This window comes from Halogranum gelatinilyticum, assembly GCF_900103715.1.
Lineage (GTDB): Archaea > Halobacteriota > Halobacteria > Halobacteriales > Haloferacaceae > Halogranum > Halogranum gelatinilyticum.
Window position 1 is genome coordinate 394,768 of sequence record NZ_FNHL01000002.1, and the last position, 15,845, is coordinate 410,612.

Here is a 15,845-nt window from a genome sequence, read left to right on the forward strand (position 1 = left end):
GACGGAGGTGACTCGCGATGAGTGACGAGGAACTCGCCAAAGACCTCGGCCCGCTCGCCGCCCTGACCATCGGCGTCGGGACCATGATCGGTGCGGGTATCTTCGTGCTACCCGGCGTCGCCGTCGCGGAGGCGGGACCGCTCGCGGCCGGGGCGTTCGTCCTCGGCGGTGCTATCGCGCTGTTGACCGCACTCTCGGCCAGTGAGCTGGGGACGGCGATGCCGAAATCCGGCGGGGCGTACTACTACGTCAACCACGCGCTCGGACCACTGTTCGGATCGGTCGCGGGCTGGGCCAACTGGCTCGGTCTCGCGTTCGCGTCCGCGTTCTATATGTTCGGATTCGGCCAGTACGTGATACAGTTCGCACCCGTCCCGGCAGTCCTCGGTCTCGACCCGGCGAAGGTCGTCGCGCTCGGCGGTGCCGCGCTGTTCATCGGTATCAACTACGTCGGCGCGAAGGAGACCGGCCGACTGCAGAACATCATCGTCATCACGTTGGTCGGTATTCTCGGTGTCTTCACCTTCGTCGGCGCGCTGAACGCCAACTTGGAGACGCTCCGACCGTTCACGCCCTACGGGACCGACCCACTGCTGCCCGTCACGGGACTCATCTTCGTCTCCTACCTCGGTTTCGTCCAGATCACCTCGGTCGCCGAGGAGATCAAAGACCCCGGCCGGAACCTACCGCGAGCCGTCATCGGCAGCGTCCTCATCGTGACGTCCATCTACGCGCTCGTCCTGCTCGTCGTGCTCGCGGCCGTCGACAACAGCGTCGTCGCCAACAACGACACCGCCGTCGTCGACGTCGCCCGCATCCTCTTGGGACCGGTCGGTGCCGTCGCCCTGCTGTTCGGCGGGCTGCTCGCTACCGCGTCGTCGGCGAACGCGTCGATTCTCGCGTCCTCACGCATCAACTTCGCGATGGGACGGGACAAGATCGTCACCCCGGAACTCAACGAGATTCACCCGCGGTTCGGGACGCCGTACCGCTCCATCGCGCTGACGGGGGCGTTCATCCTCGCGTTCATCGTCTTCGGCAACCTCCAGCTGCTGTCGAACACGGGGAGCGCGCTCCACCTCGTCATCTACGGCCTGTTGAACATCGCGCTCATCGTGATGCGGGTCGCCGACCCGGAGGACTACAATCCGGACTACACGATTCCGTTCTACCCGGTGCTTCCCATCCTGGGAGCGATCATCTCCTTCGCGCTCGTCGCGTACATCGACCCGTTCGTCATCGGTCTCACCGGCCTCCTGGTCGGCTTCGCGGCACTGTGGTATCTCCTGTACGCCCGCGGGAAGACGGAGAAACAGGGTATCCTCGGCCAGTACATCCTCTCGCGGAAAGACGAGATGCCCGACTCGGCCGTCTCGGCCGCGTCGTCGGTCCAGCCCGACGGCGGGAAGTTCCGCGTGATGGTGCCGCTCTCCAACCCCGAAAGCGAGAAGGACCTCATCACGCTGGCCAGCGCGGTCGCCAAGCAGCGCAGCGGGACGGTCGTCGCCGTCAACATCGAACAGGTGCCCGACCAGACGGCCCTCTCGGCCGCTCGCGACCAGGGCGACCACGAGGCTGCACACAGCATCCTCCAACAGGCTCGCGCGGACGCCGAGACCTTCGACGTGCCGGTCGAGACCCACACCATCCTCTCGCACCGGACGTTCGAGGAGGTCTTCGACGCCGCGCGCACCTACGACGCCGACATGACCGTCATGGGCTGGGGACCGGACTCCCACGGCTCGCCGGGACGTGCGGAGAGTGCGATCGACGAACTCGCCCACGACCTGCCGTGTGACTTCCTCGTCCTGCGGGACCGCGGCTTCGACGCCTCCGAGGTGCTCGTGCCGACCGCCGGTGGTCCGGACTCGGACCTCTCGGCGGCCGTCGCCAAGATCCTCCGCGAGGAGTACGGCGCGCGCGTCACGCTCCTCCACGTCGCCGACGACAAGGAGGAGGGGATGTCGTTCCTCGAAGCGTGGGCCGCCGACCACGACCTCTCGGATGCGAACCTCGTCGTCGACACCGGCGGGGTCGAGGAGTCCATCGAACGGCACGCCGCCGCGTCGTCGATGCTCATCGTCGGCGCGACCGAGCGCGGGCTGCTCTCGCGGCTCGTCTCCGGCGCGCTCGTGCTCGACGTCGTCAACGACGTGGAGTGTTCGGTGCTGCTCGCCGAGAAGAAACGCGAACGCAGCCTGAAAGAGCGGCTGTTGGGCTGAGCGGACTGCCGCTCTGCTGACACGACGCGAATCTTTTTCCCGTCGCCACCTCTCCCCCCGAGCGAATGCCCTCCTCCACCGCTCGCTCCCACACGGCCGGATTCCGACGGCTCCTGTGGGGGCAGCCTCGCGACCAGCGTCGCCACTGGCTGACCTTCGTCGGCGGCTACGCGCTCGCCCTGTTCGCCCTCTTTCTCGTCGCGCTCACCTTCGACAGACTCCTCGCCCCCGTCGTGGGCGCGACCGGCCGACTCGTCGCCAACGTGGCACTCCCCGTGGCACTGTTCTACTCGGTGCCGTTCGTCTCGGCCGCCAGCGCGTACCGCGGTGGTGGTCTCCTCGCGAGCGTCGTCGTCGCCCTCGTCCCGTCGTTCGTCTTCGGGACTGTCGCCGTCGCCGACACACTCCTCCGGGCACTCTCGACCGGCGCGATTACCTCTCAGGGTGACGCACCGCTGTGGGGACTGCTGCTCGTCTACGCGACGCTCGGGCTGGCTGGGTCGCTCGTCGGTTATCTCGGCGGGCTAGTTGGCAGGTTCGTCGTCGACCGCTACCAGCAGTGACGCGGCGCGACGGTACCGACCGCCGTCGAAAAGAGAAGAACGCGAAACCTGACTGGCCCGCGACAGAGCGGACGTGCGTCAGGCGAACCGGTCTTTCGTCAGATCGGCGGCCATCACGAAGTCCGGTTCGTCGGAGACACCGACACGCGAGGCGGCGACGTCGCTGACCCACCGAGCGGACTCGGGAATCAGGACGCGTGTCTTCTCCGCACCCACGCTTGCGGCGTCGCGTGCGACGGCCGCGAAGAGCGATTTGCAGGCATCGAGGTCGGCCCACGCGCCGACGGCGTACTCGGCCCACGTCTCCTCCTCGCCGTCGTCGGTCGGCCGCTCGTAGGTCCGGTTGCGGTAGGTGAAGCCGCGCGTGCCGTCGTCTCGGACGACGAACAGCCGGTCCTCGTCGGCAGCGCGCCGGAGCTTCTCGCGGGTCAGCTCCGAGACGGCCCACGACTCGTCGCCGTCGAGCGCGAGACCTTTCAGGTCCACTCGGGTGTCGCTGGCGGTCCAGAACGCCCAGGCTGCGTCGGTCGCGTAGCTTCCGGCCGTCTCGTCGCCGTCGCTGCCGACGATGTCGAGCACCGGTTCGGCGTCGGCGTCGGGCGTCGGCTGTGCCCAGCGGAACTCGGTGCAGGGGTCGAAACCCGCCGCGCGTGACCCGCCGAGCCCGCCGACGTTCCACGAGAAGACCATGTTGCGGCCGACGGTCGCGCCTCGCTCGCGCGCCCAGCGGAACGCGGCGTCGTTGATGCGCGTGCTCAGGCCCTGCCCGCGGTAGTCGGGATGGACACGCATCCCCTGCGCCCACGCCTCGTGCTCCGAGAGGAGGACGCACTGGAGGAGCGCGGCGATGTCGTCGCTGCCGACCACGTCGACCACGAAGGTGCGCTGGCGTTCGCCGTCGCCCGCGATCCATCGGTCGAAGATGCGGGGGATGTAGTCGCCGCCGCGGTCCGTCCAGATACGGGACGTGAGGTCGACGACGGCCTCCTCGTCGTCGAGGGTGGCCTGTCGAATCTCGTACTCCTCTGTGGCTGGCTCCTCGGCCATCACGTCCACGGCCGCGACTGCTCCGTCAGCTCGCCAGCGAGGTCCCGCTGCATCGCCTCGGCGGGGCTGTCGGTGTTCGCGATGGCCCACATCAGCTTCACCTTCGCCGTCTCGGGGAGGGTGTCGCCCGCCTCGACGACGCCGGCGTCGAGCAGGTCGCGGCCGGTGTCGTAGACGCGGTCACAGACGCGGCCTTCGAGACACTGGCTGGTCATGGCGACGGTCGCACCCCCGTCGACGAGTTCCTCGATGCGCGGGATGAGGTCCGTGTGGACGTGGCCGAGGCCCGTCCCCTCGATGATGATGCCGGACTTCCCGTCGAGGTAGTCCCACGCTGCGGGGTCCATACCCGGCGTGAACTTGACGAGTTCGACGTCCTCGGCGAGGTCGTCGGCGATGTCGAGGTCGACGCCGCCGCGCTCGGCGTAGTCGCGCCGAAAGGTGATCTCCTCCGTATCGTAGTCGATCTCGCCGAGCGGCTTCGCGCCGATGGTCCGGAAGGCGTCACGGCGCGAGGTGTGGCTCTTGCGGACGCGCGTGCCGCGGTGGAGTGCGCAGACGTCGTCGGACTCGGAGCCGTGCATACAGACCATGACCTCCGCGGCGTCGCCCTTGGCCGCTTCGACGGCGCAGACGGCGTTCATCACGTTGTCCGAGGAGGGGCGGTCCGCCGAGCGCTGGCTGCCCGTGAAGACGATGGGGACCGGCGTGTCCAGCATGTAGGAGAGCGCGGCCGCCGAATACTGCATCGTGTCGGTGCCGTGCATGACGACGACGCCGTCCGCGCCGTTCTCGATCTCCTCGTGGACAGCCTGCGCGAGGTCCTGCCAGATGGCGGGCGTCATGTTCTCCGAGAGGATGTTGGCAACGACGCGGCCGCGGTAGTTCGCGCGCCCTGCGAGGTCCGGGACAGCCCGGAGGACGTCCTCGGCGTCGAAGCGGGCGGTGACGGCACCCGTCCGGTAGTCGACGGTGGAGGCGATGGTGCCACCGGTGGAGATGAGCGAAATCGTCGGCAGGTCGTCGTCGAAGTCGACGACCGAGGCCTCGCTGTCGTCGTCCTCGTCGCCCACGTCACCGACGTCGTAGACGTCCGTCTCCAGCACGTCGACCGACGCGTCCTCGCGCTCGATTCCGACGTTGTAGCCGCCGTCGAGCTTGACGACGAGGTAGTCCGCGGTCGTGGAGGGCATCAGTACGCCTTCGTTCGTCACGCCCGCGCGGTCGACGCGGACGCGGTCCCCTGCGTTCATACGCGCTCGTTCCGCGCGACCGGACTTGAATCCACTCGTTCGACTGTTCGGAGTGGGTGAGGGACGCTGAACGAGAACCCGGTGTGGCGCGTGGCTTCGCGCCGTCTCGTCGGCGCGAGCCACTCGTGCGAGGGATGAGCGAACGAGCCTGCGAGTGAGCGAATCGGTTGGGGAGGGTGTGGCTGTGCGGAGAGCGGTGGGTGGGACTGAAAGGGGACGCGCGCTCGGCGAAGCACGAGGACGTAAGCACCACAGCCGAACGAAGTGAGGCGAGGAGCACAGCGACTCGCGCGAGTCGAGCGCGCGTGGGCTTTCGAGGGGTTCTCTGAATCCGAATCAACGACGCGGGACAGTGCAGTGCTTCCTGAGAGACCGTTCCACCCGGACACCGTGCTCGCAACAACCTCGAAAGCCCATCATCGCAGTAAGAGCCATACGTCCGGCGCGACACTCACCACCATGCAGCGTAGCGACGACGCCGAGTCCGAGGAGACGCTCGGCGCGCCCTCCGCGGACGACGACCTGCTCACCGGTATCGAAGCCGACATCGAGCGGGCCGACCGAAAAGCCGAGCGCGACGCCGACGACGACAGTGGCCGAACCGGTATCCGGGGGCGACTCGGCCGCCTGTTCTCACCGAAGCTCTTCCTCGCGACCCTGCTCCTCACGGTCGTCGCGATGGCGGTCGGCGGCTCCATCCCGCTCGTCGGCTTCGTCGGCCGGTTCGTCGGTCTCTTCGCCGTGGCCTTCGCCGTCGGCCTCGTAGCGAAACGCCGCCACTACCTCGAAGTCGCCGCCGCGGGCGGCGTCGCCTCGGGGCTCGGCTTCCTCCTGAGCACGCTCAGTGCGACATTTCTGCCGGTCGCCGCCGACCTGCTGGGCCAGTATGGCGTCGCCATCGCTGGCGGTGGGGCGGTCGCCGGGATGCTCGTAGCACTGTTGGGTCACTACTTCGGTCGAGACCTGCGCGACGGGCTGACGAAGGGCGTCTAATCCGCCTCAGAGTGTCTAATTCGCCTCAAACGATGACCCAGCGGCCCTGTTCGCGGTCGCGGGCGACGAGTTCTCGTTCGGCGAGCCGCGAGAGCGCGTCGGCGACGACGTGTTCCGGCGCGTCCACCTCGCGGCTGATGGTCTCGGTCGTCTCGTTTCCCGTGGCAATGGCCGCGAGCACGTTCGCGTAGAACCGGCTGTCGGCGTCCGCGCCGATGGCGTCGTTCAGGCGGTCCAAGACCTTCGTCATCCGGCCGTGGACCCACCGCTGGGCGAGCGAGAGTTCGTTCTCCAGTTCGTCGAGTTGGGCGAGTTCCGTCGCGAGATCAGAGAGGTCGTCGTCCTCTTCGCTGGCCTTCACGTCCAGCGAGACGTGCGGACAGCGGCCAGCCATGTCGAGGCTCGCGCTGGCGGGATACGCGCTCTTGGCACCGAAGCCGTGCGGCGAGACGTTGACCTCCAGCCGGAGGTTCCGCGAGATGTTGAAGTATTTGCGTCGCTGGTCGTCCGTCCGTGACTCGATGAGACCCGCCTCCTCCAGCTTCCGGAGATGGTCGATGACGGCCTTCGGACTGACGCCGAGATACTCGCTGATCTCCGTGACGTAACAGGGTTTGTGTGAGAGAAGCCGGAGAATGCGCCGGCGGTTCTCGTTACCGAGGAGATCGAGCAGTACCGCGGAATCCATATGGAGTGTGATATGCCGCCTGGACTCAAAAGGCTGACTCACCGACCGCGTGACAGCACGGGGGTCGCCCCGTGTGCACCGACCGCACGGTAACCGTGTGACTGGGGCGCAGTCGACCGCTCAGACTGCGGCTGGCAGCGGCCCGACGACGGCGGTGTCGACGGTCACGCCATCGGCCGCGTCGTCGTCGCCGTTGCCGCGGGTGTCGTCTCCGGGACCGTTGGCACGGTTGTTGCCTTCGACACCGTTACCGCCGTTCCCATTTCCCTCGCCACGCCGTGGTTCCGGGGCGTCGGTCGTCGACTCGTTCCCGTCGGCTGTGTCCGTCGGGTCGGTAGTGGTCGGCCGTCCGACACCGAGACCATTGCCTCGACGCTCGGCGTCGATGTCTTCGCGAACGCGCTGCAGCCCCGGCGCGTGCGTGTTCAACCGCGTCGCCGCGCGCTCGGTGTCCTGCGTCGCCGTCGACAGGGCCGCAAGCTGCCCGTTCAGTTCGGCCAGCCGCGAGCGGTACTGGAGCTGGGAGAGCTCACCCGCTTTGTAGGCCGCACGCAGTTCCGCCCGTTCGGCCCGGAGCGTCGAGACTCGCTCGCGAAGCTGGGTGACGCGGCGGTCGACCGCATCGGGCCGGTTCGACCGCGTCACGTCCGCAGCCCACATCCCGCTGTCGACGGACCCCTCGGTCTCCGACGAAGTGGACTGGACGAACGACGAGACACGGTGTCCGAGAGCCGCGTCCGACGCGTTCGTGTCGTTCGACGTCTCCGTCTCGCTCGACTGACTCGTCGTGGTTGTCGTGGTTGTCGTCGACGTGGTCGTCTCCCCGGTCTGAAGTGTCACACCTGCCCGGTCACCGAGGTCGGCCGAGGCGGACGTGCCGGGTCGGTCGGCGCTCGACTCGCCGAGCGCCATGGCCGCGGGTGCGAACGAGGCGCACACGAGAAGGGCGACGACGGCCACAGTGGTGAGTCGCATAGTCGACTCTTGCCGATACAGCCTAAAAAACGCAGCCTTCGTTCGTTCCGTTCATCCGCCGTCATCGACTCGTTGTCGACCGTTTATTCGGTTCGCGCCGAGAGCGGAGCGAACACGCGGCCTGCCAGAAGAACCGTTCCGAACGATAGGACGACCGTAACCGCCGGGAGGACGAGGTCGGGCGTGTACCGCAGCGGCGGGTGGAAGCCGAACCAGTAGTCGAAGATGTCGTTGGCGAGGAGCAGCACCAGCGCGAAGCCGAGGGCACCGCGGGTCGTCCGGCCGATACGAGCGATGGCGACGGCTTCGAGGACGAACAGGAGATGCGTCCCGATGATGAACCAGTAGTCGTAGAGCGCGCGGGCGTCGAAGCCGAAGTAGAGTTCGGGCCGGAGATTGAGCGCGATGGCCGTCCAGACGCCGTACTTCACCAGCCAGACGAACGAGAGGGTGTGGAGATAGGCGAGCGGCCGGTTCATCGGCGTGTCCAGCACGCGACTCCCCAGCGCGGGCAGGAGCGTCGCCAGCGACAGCGTCGCCAACGCGAGTGCCATCGGCGAGTCGCCGTAGAGCGGCCAGAGGAACGTCGGCACCGACGGCATCGTCTCGACGTAGAAACGGATGCCGACGAGGAAGGCCGTGGCGTTGACCACGAGCAGCCAGACGAGCGTCGGTCCCGAGCCGAGATACTCCTCGATGGCGCGGTCGGAGAGCAGTCGCGAGAGATCCATTCGTGCGACCTGTCGGCCGAAGTCGGGTAAAAGCTGTCGAGGTGGCTACAGCGGCGTCTCTAACGCGGTCTCCGTCCGGTTCTGCGCGACCTGCAGACGACGCCGGACCAGCCCACGGACCTGCCCGGACAGCCTGACGCCGCCGTCGTCGTTGTCGAGCGCGCCCCGAATGGCCTCCAGCTGCTCTTGGAGCACCCGGAGACCGTCGTTCGCGGTTTCCTCGTCACCCGCCTCCGCCGCTTCCAACGACAGCCGTGCCGTCACGAGAGACAGTTCGATGGCGTCGACCAGTGCCTCGACGTCGCTTGGCCGACGCGCCGGTGTGGCTGTCTCGGTCGGTATGGCTGTCTCAGTCGGCGTGGCCGTCTCGGTCGGCGTGGCCGTCTCCGTCTGCCGGTCTGTCGCCGTCCGTGTCGTCTCCGTCGTCAGTCGCGTGGCGTCGTCAGTCTCGTCTCCGTCGAGCGTGGTGTCGGTGGCCGTAGTCGTGGTTGTCTCCGTCGAGAGCGTCTCGGTGGTGTCGGCGTCGACGGTGGCGTCTGCCTCGACGGTCGTGTTCGTGTCGGTGTCACCATCGAGGTCCGCGTCGGCGTCGACGGTGGCGTCCGCTTCGACGGTGGCGTCCGCTTCGACGGTCGCGTCGGCGTCGCCATCGAGTTCCGCGTCGGCGTCGACTTCCCCATCTTCGTCGTCGAGTCCGGCTTCCGCCCGAACCGACGCGCGGAGTTCCGAGAGGATGTCGACGACGAACGAGATGTACGAGACCTTCCCGGTCCGAACCGTCCCGAGCCCGACCGAGTCGTCGCCCACGTTCGGATTGACCCGGTAGGCCGCCGACCCGCCGTCCTCGTCGGTCACCTCCGCGGTGTAGGCGCCCGCGTTGTGGACGTAGACGGCGAAGCCGTTCTCGCCCGGCGGGGTGCCGTCGTAGAGGCGGCCGCCCACGTCGTCGGTGACGGTCAGGTTCGTCAGGTTCGACTCCGAGTCGGCCTCGACGCGGACGGCGTCCTCGTTGGCGACGGTCGTGACCGCGCCGTCGACGCCGATGGTGCCGGTTCCCTGCCCGCGCTCGACGGTGAGTTCCTCGGCGTAGGGGGCGAGTCCTGCGCCGTTGACGGTCAGCCGGTGGTCGCCCTCGGGGACGTCCTGGAACGCGACGACGCCGTTGAACGTCGGGACGGCGACCGGGTCGCTTTCGAGGAGGCAGACGCCTTCGACGCCCGACTCCTGGGTCGTCACGCCCTCACCGTCGGGCGCGTCGGGGGCGGGTACCGCCTGTCGAATCGCCCCGACGAGCCGGTCGCCCGTGTTCGAATGCTCGATACCGTATCGCTCACGCAAGGCCTCGCGGTGGCGGCCGTCGCTCACGTCGAGCGACGGGTCGGTAAAGCGGTCCTGTTCCCACGGGAGGTCGGGCGCGGTGAGGTGGCTCGCGATGGCGTTCTCGGCCGCCGTCGGGACCGCGAACTCGAAGCTCAACTGCGGTCCCGTGAGTTCCGTGATGTCCCGAACCTCCTCGATAGGGACGAGGTCGTACTCGTAGTCGACTTCGGTGTCGACGCCCGTCCCCTCCGTCCCGTCGGCGACGGCGGGCGCGAAGGTATAGCCCGTCTCCCGCATCGGCAGATCACCCGGGGGCGACGACAGGTCCGAGAACGACCGGACGGTCACGTCCGCGGCGAGCAGGTCGTCGGCGGTCACGTTGGGCAGGCGGTCGTCCTCGTAGACCGGCTGGCCGTCGAGTTCCGGGACGGCGAAGGGGAGCCGAAAGCCCTCGTCGCGGGGCAGGCCGTAGGCGACGGGCAACGACGCCAGGTCGGCGAGCTCCAGCGGGCCGTTGGTGATGTCGGCGATGAGCCCGTCGAGCGGGACCCGCTGGAAGGAGTCGCGCTGGTCGTTGACGCCGAGCGCGCTGGAGTGCGAGCCGATCTCCGAGATGATGCTCGGCCGGGTCGTCTCGGGGTCGAGGAACTCGTTGTTGGGGACCGAGGTGGAGTGGGCACTGGCGACGTAGAGCACCGGCTCCTCCGACTCCGTGTCGACGAAGACGTGCAGCACCTCCCAGTCGTGCCAGTGGAAGTTGGTGGTGAACTGGTCGAACGCGGAGTAGAACCAGTACTGGACGGCGACGAGCGAGCGGTCGGGATACTCGACGACGTGGTAGCAGGCCGCCGGGGCGGGCGGGTCGCCGGACTCCATGAACCGCCGGGTGTACTCGTCGAACGCGGTGAAGCCGTCGAGGACGGTCTCGCCGTCCTGCTGGGTCGTGAACTCTCGGGGGTCCGTCGGGAACCACTTCTCGCGCGCGCCGAAGTAGAGCGTCGGGGCGTGACGCTCGGCGAGTTCCTGTGAGGTGTTATCGTCCGGCGTCGTCGTCTCGATAGGCTCGGGCTCGCCGAGCAGCGACCCGCCAGCGACCGCGCCGCCGCCGACGACGCCGACCGTGCCGAGTGCCGCGAGGACCTGTCGCCGCGAGAGATCACCGAGGGAGGGGATTCTGGATGCCATGCGTCGTATGTTGACCGGACGTGCGGTCCCGAGACACATATACGACACGACCGAACCCGATGAGCGGTGTGTCGACTCCGAGTGGTCGGCGGACGGGGCGAGTGCCCGAAGCGAAGGGTAGTTACGACCGGACCGGGTTGTGTCGAGCATGAAAGCTGCCCTCGTCATCCTCGACGGCTGGGGACTCGGAGACCACGACCGACGTGACGCCGTGAAAGCCGCCGACACGCCCAACTTCGACCGCTTCGCCGAGGCGGGCGCGTTCGGCCAACTGGACGTCTCGGGCCGCCGCGTCGGCCTTCCGGACGGCCAGATGGGAAACAGCGAGGTCGGCCACATCAACATCGGCTCGGGCCGCGTCGTCATGCAGGCCTACACCCGCATCAACGACGCCATCTCCCGCTCGCGCGGCGACCTCGGGATGGACGAGGGCGACGCCTCCGACGGCGCGTTCTTCGCGAATGAGGCCATCACCTCCGCGTTCGACTACGCCGAGGAAAACGACGGCCGCGTGCACTTCATGGGGCTCGTCTCCGACGGCGGCGTCCACTCCGACCAGGAACATCTCCACGCGCTCATCGAACACGCCGCCGACCGCGGCGTCGAGGCCGTCACCCACGCCTTCACCGACGGCCGCGACACCGACCCCCACGGCGGCGAGGACTATCTCGCGGAACTGGAGGGCGTCGTCTCCGACTACGGGACGGGCGACGTCGCCACCGTCTCGGGGCGCTACTACGCGATGGACCGCGACCAGAACTGGGAGCGCACGAAGCGCGCCTACGACGCCATCGTCGAGCGGGAGGCCGAGTTCGAGGCCGCCTCCGCCGTCGACGCCGTCCAGGAGTCCTACGACCGCGGCGAGACCGACGAGTTCGTCGAGTCCACCACCGTCGAGGGCGGTCCCGCACTCGACGACGGCGACGCCGTCGTCTTCTTCAACTTCCGCTCGGACCGCGCCCGTCAGCTTTGTCGGATGCTGACGAACACGCGCCCGGACTGGGACTACGACCTCGAACCGCCCGAGATCGAGCTGGTCACGATGACCCAGTACGACAAGACGTTCGACTTCCCGGTCGCCTTCCCGCCGAACCAGCCCGAGGACACCCTCGGCGAGGTCGTCTCAGAACACGGGATGACCCAGTTGCGACTCGCCGAGTCGGAGAAGTACGCCCACGTCACTTACTTCCTCAACGGCGGCCGCGAGGTCGAGTTCGACGGCGAGATGCGTCACATCGTCCAGTCGCCGGACGTGCCGACCTACGACGAGACGCCCGCGATGAGTTCGGTGGAGCTGACCGACACCGCCATCGAGAGCATCGAGCGCGACGACCCTGACCTCCTCGTGCTCAACTACGCCAACCCGGACATGGTGGGCCACACGGGCGATTTTGATGCTGCTGTCGCCGCCGTCGAAGCCGTCGACGAACAGCTCGGCCGACTCGTCGCCGCGATTGGGGCGGCGGGCGGCCACGTCCTCATCACCGCCGACCACGGCAACGCCGACGACATGGGGACGCCCGAACAGCCCCACACCGCCCACACCTACAACCCGGTTCCGCTCGTCTACCTCACGCCCGAAGGCGACGACGGCGGCCGGACGCTCCGCTCGGGTGGGTCGCTCTGTGACCTCGCGCCGAGCCTGCTGGAACTGATGGAGATAGAGAAGCCCGCCGCGATGACGGGCGAGTCGCTCTTGGAGTAGGTCTCCGAGAAGACCGAAGCTATTGACCCCGGCCGCATCGTCGACCGACCATGCGCGTCTCCTCGGTCGTCGACGACTATCTCCTCCTCTGGATTCTGCTGTCGGTCGGTGTCGGTCTCGCCGTCCCAGACGTCGCCATCGTCACGCGGGCGTCGACACCCATCCTCGCCGTCATGGTCGGCAGCATCTCGCTCACGCTGACGGTCGACGAGTTCCGGTCGGTCGACCGCTCGGCGCTCGGAGTCGTCCTCGTCGGCCACGTCGCCATGCCGTTTCTCGGCTTCGGCATCGCTCGACTCCTCGGGCTTTCGCCCGCACTCACGGCGGGGTTCGTCCTGCTCGGCGCGGTGACGCCCGAACTCGTGACGCCGACGATGACGGAACTCGCCGGGGGCGACACGGCACTCGCGTCGACGGCACTCGTCGTCGGCGGTCTCGGGAGTACGGTGTTCGTCCCGGTAGTCGTGACCGCGTTGCTCGGGTCGGGAGTCGAGGTGCGTTCGTGGGCAATTGTTGAGCAACTGCTGCTCGCCGTCGTCCTCCCGATGGGCGTCGCTCTCGCTGTCCGGGCGAGGTACGACGACCGAGTGAGTTCCTACGAGGACTCGTATACGACGGTCTCGGCGGTGATGGTGATTCTCATCATCGGCGGCGTGACCGCGGCGAACGCCGGACTCGTCCGGTCGAACCTCGCGGTCGTCGCCACCGTCGCGCTCGGAGCGGTCGCGCTGAACGCTGCGGGCTACGCGCTCGGCTGGTTCGGCGGGCGACGTGCCGCGGGACCGACGCGGACGGCGACGACGCTCTCGGTGGGGATGCGCGACTTCGCCGTCGCCGCGGCGTTGGTCGTCGCCGCGGGCTTTCCGACCGTCGCAGCACTCCCGGCCGTCACGTTCGGCGTCGTCGAGATGGTGTCGAGCGCGGGGCTGGTGCGCGTCTTCGGCAGGGAGTGAACCCCTGAGGGAGTGAGCCTCCGAACGCGAGCGGAAGTCGCTACTTCCCGCCGTCGGCTTCGGTGCGGGCCTCTTTCTTGCCGTGGACCTCCTCGGGGTCGAGGTGGAAGAAGCGGAACTCCAGTTCGCGGGGATTGCGGTCGAAGACGTCCACGAGCGGGATGTGGATGCGGCGGATAGCCGTGACCACCTCGGAGTTGATCGCCGCCTCGGTCACCTCGTGGAGCTTTCCGGTGACGACGACGCTGCGCCAGCCCGTGTCGGTCTGCTCGTGGGTGACGAACGTGATCGGGGTTCGGTCGGTGACGACGTCGCCTTTCGACGTGTCGGGACCGAACGCGAGCCGGAAGTAGAACCCTCCCGTCTCGGGGTCGTAGCCGTAGGAGACCGGGAGGGAGTAGGGAGCCTCGCCGTCCGCTTGGGGGAACGAGGCGACACCCGTCCCACCCGCGCCGAGGAACTCGTCGCGCTCTTCGTCGCTCATCGTGACCGACCGAGTGTCTTCCATACCAGAGATACGTGCCCAGTGTGGAAAAAGCTGTAGCCGGAATCACACGAACGGGACTCTCGGCACAGACAAACCAGAGACTGCGATACGAAATCGGTTCGACGGCCGTGGCCGCGCACAATCATCGCTCCGCAACCACTAAACGCGACTCACGCCAACCTCCGGTAAATGGATTGGACCGAGAAGTATCGCCCCACGACGCTCTCCGAGGTCCGGGGCAACGACAAGGCCCGCGACGCCTTCGCGAAGTGGGGCCGGTCGTGGGACGACCACCGGAAGGCCGTCATCCTCCACGGCAGTCCGGGCATCGGCAAGACCTCCGCAGCCCACGCGCTCGCCAACGACATGGGTTGGGACACGGTGGAGTTGAACGCCTCCGACAAACGCACGGGCGACGTCATCGAGCGGTTCGCCGGGCGGGCTGCGATGAACGCCACGCTCGCCGGGTCGTCGAACAAGACGGGCGACGCCGAGACGGACAAAAAGCAGAACCGCCAGCTCGTCATCCTCGACGAGGCCGACAACATCCACGGCAACTACGACCGCGGCGGAGCCTCGGCCATCACGAAACTGGTCAAGAAGTCCGAACAGCCCATCGTCCTCATCGCCAACGAGTTCTACGACATGAGCCGCGGGCTGCGCAACGCCTGCAAGGACATCGAGTTCCGCGACGTCTCCGCGCGCTCTATTGTGCCTGTCCTCCGCGACATCTGTCGCCGTGAGGGGCTTGAGTACGACTCGGATGCCCTCCAGCAGATCGCCGAGTCCAACGGCGGCGACCTGCGCGGCGCGGTCAACGACCTCCAGGCGGCCGCCGAGGGAGAGGAGAAGGTCACGCTGGAGACCATCGCCACCGGCTCGCGCGACCAGAGCATGGGCATCTTCGAGTTCCTCGACGCCGTGTTGAAGGAACAAGACCCCCAGGAGGCGTTGCAGTCCTCCTACGCAGTCGACGAGACGCCGGACGACATCACGAAGTGGATCGAGGGCAACATCACGAAGGTCTACGAGGGCGAAGAACTGGCCCGCGCCTACGAGTTCCTCGCGAACGCCGACCGGTGGCTGGGTCGCGTCCGCGCCTCGCAGAACTACTCCTACTGGCGTTACGCCGGTGACAACGCCGCCGCCGGAGTGGCCGCTGCCCGCGACGGGACCAAGGGTGGCTGGACGCGCTTCGGCCGCCCGCAGTTCTGGGCCGGCTCGAACAAGACCGCCGACTACGTGGCACAGAAAATCGCCGAGGAGAGCGGCGTCAGCATGGGTACGGCCCGCCGGGACGTCATCCCGTTCCTCGCGGCGATGACGCACCACTGCAAGCCCCGCGAGCTGACGGTCGCGATGGCCGCCGCCTACGATCTCGACGAGAGCCACGTCTCGTTTATCACCGGCAGCGGCGAGACGACGAACAAGGTCGAGTCTATCGTCGAAGACGCCCAGGAACTCCGCGCCGAGCGGATGGAGGAGCATTCGGGGAGCGCGTTCGAGGGTGCGGTGCGCTCGGAGGAGGACGAAACGGACGAAGCCGACGGTAGCGAGGACGACGACGGACAGGCGACGCTGACCGGCGGTGCAGGTGGCGATGCGGACGCCGCCGACGCCGACACCGACGCTGACGACGAACCCGAGAAAGACGACAGCCAGTCCGGGCTGAACGACTTCTTCTAACTGGGAACGCGGCTTTTTGTCACCTCCCTCTGTGGAT

General features: G+C 67.8%; 13 protein-coding genes. 6 read left to right on the forward strand and 7 right to left on the reverse strand.

Going from position 1 to position 15,845, the window contains the following annotated elements:
- The first annotated feature begins 17 nt into the window (after positions 1 to 17).
- Both BLR57_RS08580 and BLR57_RS08585 read left to right on the forward strand, forming a co-directional pair.
- A complete protein-coding gene (locus BLR57_RS08580) occupies positions 18 to 2,222 on the forward strand; it encodes an amino acid permease (RefSeq protein WP_089696721.1) in 2,205 nt (734 codons plus the stop codon).
- 65 nt (positions 2,223 to 2,287) lie between these two features.
- Complete coding sequence (locus BLR57_RS08585; RefSeq protein ID WP_089696724.1) at positions 2,288 to 2,785, forward strand: hypothetical protein; 498 nt, start codon at positions 2,288 to 2,290, stop codon at positions 2,783 to 2,785.
- Positions 2,786 to 2,863: 78 nt separating this feature from the next.
- Here BLR57_RS08585 and BLR57_RS08590 read toward each other — a convergent pair whose 3' ends face one another.
- Positions 2,864 to 3,832 carry a GNAT family N-acetyltransferase gene (locus BLR57_RS08590; RefSeq protein ID WP_089696728.1) on the reverse strand — a complete coding sequence of 323 codons (969 nt, stop codon included), beginning with the start codon at positions 3,830 to 3,832 and terminating at the stop codon, positions 2,864 to 2,866.
- On the reverse strand, positions 3,832 to 5,085 hold the full coding sequence (gatD, locus tag BLR57_RS08595; RefSeq protein WP_089696730.1) for a Glu-tRNA(Gln) amidotransferase subunit GatD: 1,254 nt from the start codon (positions 5,083 to 5,085) through the stop codon (positions 3,832 to 3,834). The genes BLR57_RS08590 and gatD overlap by 1 nt, the downstream gene beginning before the upstream one ends.
- 459 nt (positions 5,086 to 5,544) lie before the next feature.
- On the opposite strand from gatD, the gene BLR57_RS08600 reads away from it, so the two are divergent.
- Complete coding sequence (locus tag BLR57_RS08600; protein WP_089696733.1) at positions 5,545 to 6,078, forward strand: hypothetical protein; 534 nt, start codon at positions 5,545 to 5,547, stop codon at positions 6,076 to 6,078.
- Between the two features lie 25 nt (positions 6,079 to 6,103).
- Here the strand turns inward: BLR57_RS08600 and BLR57_RS08605 are convergent, their stop codons facing one another.
- From BLR57_RS08605 to BLR57_RS08620, 4 genes are all read right to left on the reverse strand, one after another.
- Positions 6,104 to 6,766 carry an ArsR/SmtB family transcription factor gene (locus BLR57_RS08605; protein ID WP_089696736.1) on the reverse strand — a complete coding sequence of 221 codons (663 nt, stop codon included), beginning with the start codon at positions 6,764 to 6,766 and terminating at the stop codon, positions 6,104 to 6,106.
- Positions 6,767 to 6,886: 120 nt separating this feature from the next.
- On the reverse strand, positions 6,887 to 7,741 hold the full coding sequence (locus BLR57_RS19345) for a hypothetical protein (RefSeq protein WP_089696739.1): 855 nt from the start codon (positions 7,739 to 7,741) through the stop codon (positions 6,887 to 6,889).
- An 83-nt stretch (positions 7,742 to 7,824) separates the two neighbouring features.
- Complete coding sequence (locus BLR57_RS08615; RefSeq protein WP_089696742.1) at positions 7,825 to 8,472, reverse strand: DUF1405 domain-containing protein; 648 nt, start codon at positions 8,470 to 8,472, stop codon at positions 7,825 to 7,827.
- A 45-nt stretch (positions 8,473 to 8,517) separates the two neighbouring features.
- On the reverse strand, positions 8,518 to 10,977 hold the full coding sequence (locus BLR57_RS08620) for a hypothetical protein (RefSeq protein WP_089696745.1): 2,460 nt from the start codon (positions 10,975 to 10,977) through the stop codon (positions 8,518 to 8,520).
- A gap of 148 nt (positions 10,978 to 11,125) precedes the next feature.
- Here BLR57_RS08620 and gpmI point away from each other — a divergent pair, with 148 nt between their 5' ends.
- Both gpmI and BLR57_RS08630 read left to right on the forward strand, forming a co-directional pair.
- Entirely contained in the window at positions 11,126 to 12,682 is a 1,557-nt protein-coding gene (gpmI, locus tag BLR57_RS08625; protein ID WP_089696749.1) for a 2,3-bisphosphoglycerate-independent phosphoglycerate mutase, read from the forward strand.
- A 50-nt stretch (positions 12,683 to 12,732) separates the two neighbouring features.
- Positions 12,733 to 13,635, forward strand: coding sequence for a bile acid:sodium symporter family protein (locus BLR57_RS08630; RefSeq protein ID WP_089696752.1), 903 nt, complete (start codon positions 12,733 to 12,735; stop codon positions 13,633 to 13,635).
- 40 nt (positions 13,636 to 13,675) lie between these two features.
- On the opposite strand, the gene BLR57_RS08635 is transcribed toward BLR57_RS08630, so the two are convergent.
- Positions 13,676 to 14,143, reverse strand: a complete 468-nt coding sequence (locus BLR57_RS08635; protein WP_089696755.1) for a pyridoxamine 5'-phosphate oxidase family protein — start codon at positions 14,141 to 14,143, stop codon at positions 13,676 to 13,678.
- Positions 14,144 to 14,311: 168 nt separating this feature from the next.
- On the opposite strand from BLR57_RS08635, the gene BLR57_RS08640 reads away from it, so the two are divergent.
- On the forward strand, positions 14,312 to 15,808 hold the full coding sequence (locus BLR57_RS08640; protein WP_089696758.1) for a replication factor C large subunit: 1,497 nt from the start codon (positions 14,312 to 14,314) through the stop codon (positions 15,806 to 15,808).
- The last annotated feature ends 37 nt before the right edge of the window (positions 15,809 to 15,845 follow it).

Coding starts and splice junctions, on each gene's coding strand:
- BLR57_RS08620 (WP_089696745.1), bottom strand. CDS start 10,977: ATGGCATCCAGAATCCCCTCCCTCGGTGATCTCTCGCGGCGACAGGTC.
- BLR57_RS08640 (WP_089696758.1), top strand. CDS start 14,312: ATGGATTGGACCGAGAAGTATCGCCCCACGACGCTCTCCGAGGTCCGG.
- BLR57_RS19345 (WP_089696739.1), bottom strand. CDS start 7,741: ATGCGACTCACCACTGTGGCCGTCGTCGCCCTTCTCGTGTGCGCCTCG.
- gpmI (WP_089696749.1), top strand. CDS start 11,126: ATGAAAGCTGCCCTCGTCATCCTCGACGGCTGGGGACTCGGAGACCAC.
- BLR57_RS08615 (WP_089696742.1), bottom strand. CDS start 8,472: ATGGATCTCTCGCGACTGCTCTCCGACCGCGCCATCGAGGAGTATCTC.
- BLR57_RS08580 (WP_089696721.1), top strand. CDS start 18: ATGAGTGACGAGGAACTCGCCAAAGACCTCGGCCCGCTCGCCGCCCTG.
- BLR57_RS08585 (WP_089696724.1), top strand. CDS start 2,288: ATGCCCTCCTCCACCGCTCGCTCCCACACGGCCGGATTCCGACGGCTC.
- BLR57_RS08590 (WP_089696728.1), bottom strand. CDS start 3,832: ATGGCCGAGGAGCCAGCCACAGAGGAGTACGAGATTCGACAGGCCACC.
- gatD (WP_089696730.1), bottom strand. CDS start 5,085: ATGAACGCAGGGGACCGCGTCCGCGTCGACCGCGCGGGCGTGACGAAC.
- BLR57_RS08630 (WP_089696752.1), top strand. CDS start 12,733: ATGCGCGTCTCCTCGGTCGTCGACGACTATCTCCTCCTCTGGATTCTG.
- BLR57_RS08605 (WP_089696736.1), bottom strand. CDS start 6,766: ATGGATTCCGCGGTACTGCTCGATCTCCTCGGTAACGAGAACCGCCGG.
- BLR57_RS08635 (WP_089696755.1), bottom strand. CDS start 14,143: ATGGAAGACACTCGGTCGGTCACGATGAGCGACGAAGAGCGCGACGAG.
- BLR57_RS08600 (WP_089696733.1), top strand. CDS start 5,545: ATGCAGCGTAGCGACGACGCCGAGTCCGAGGAGACGCTCGGCGCGCCC.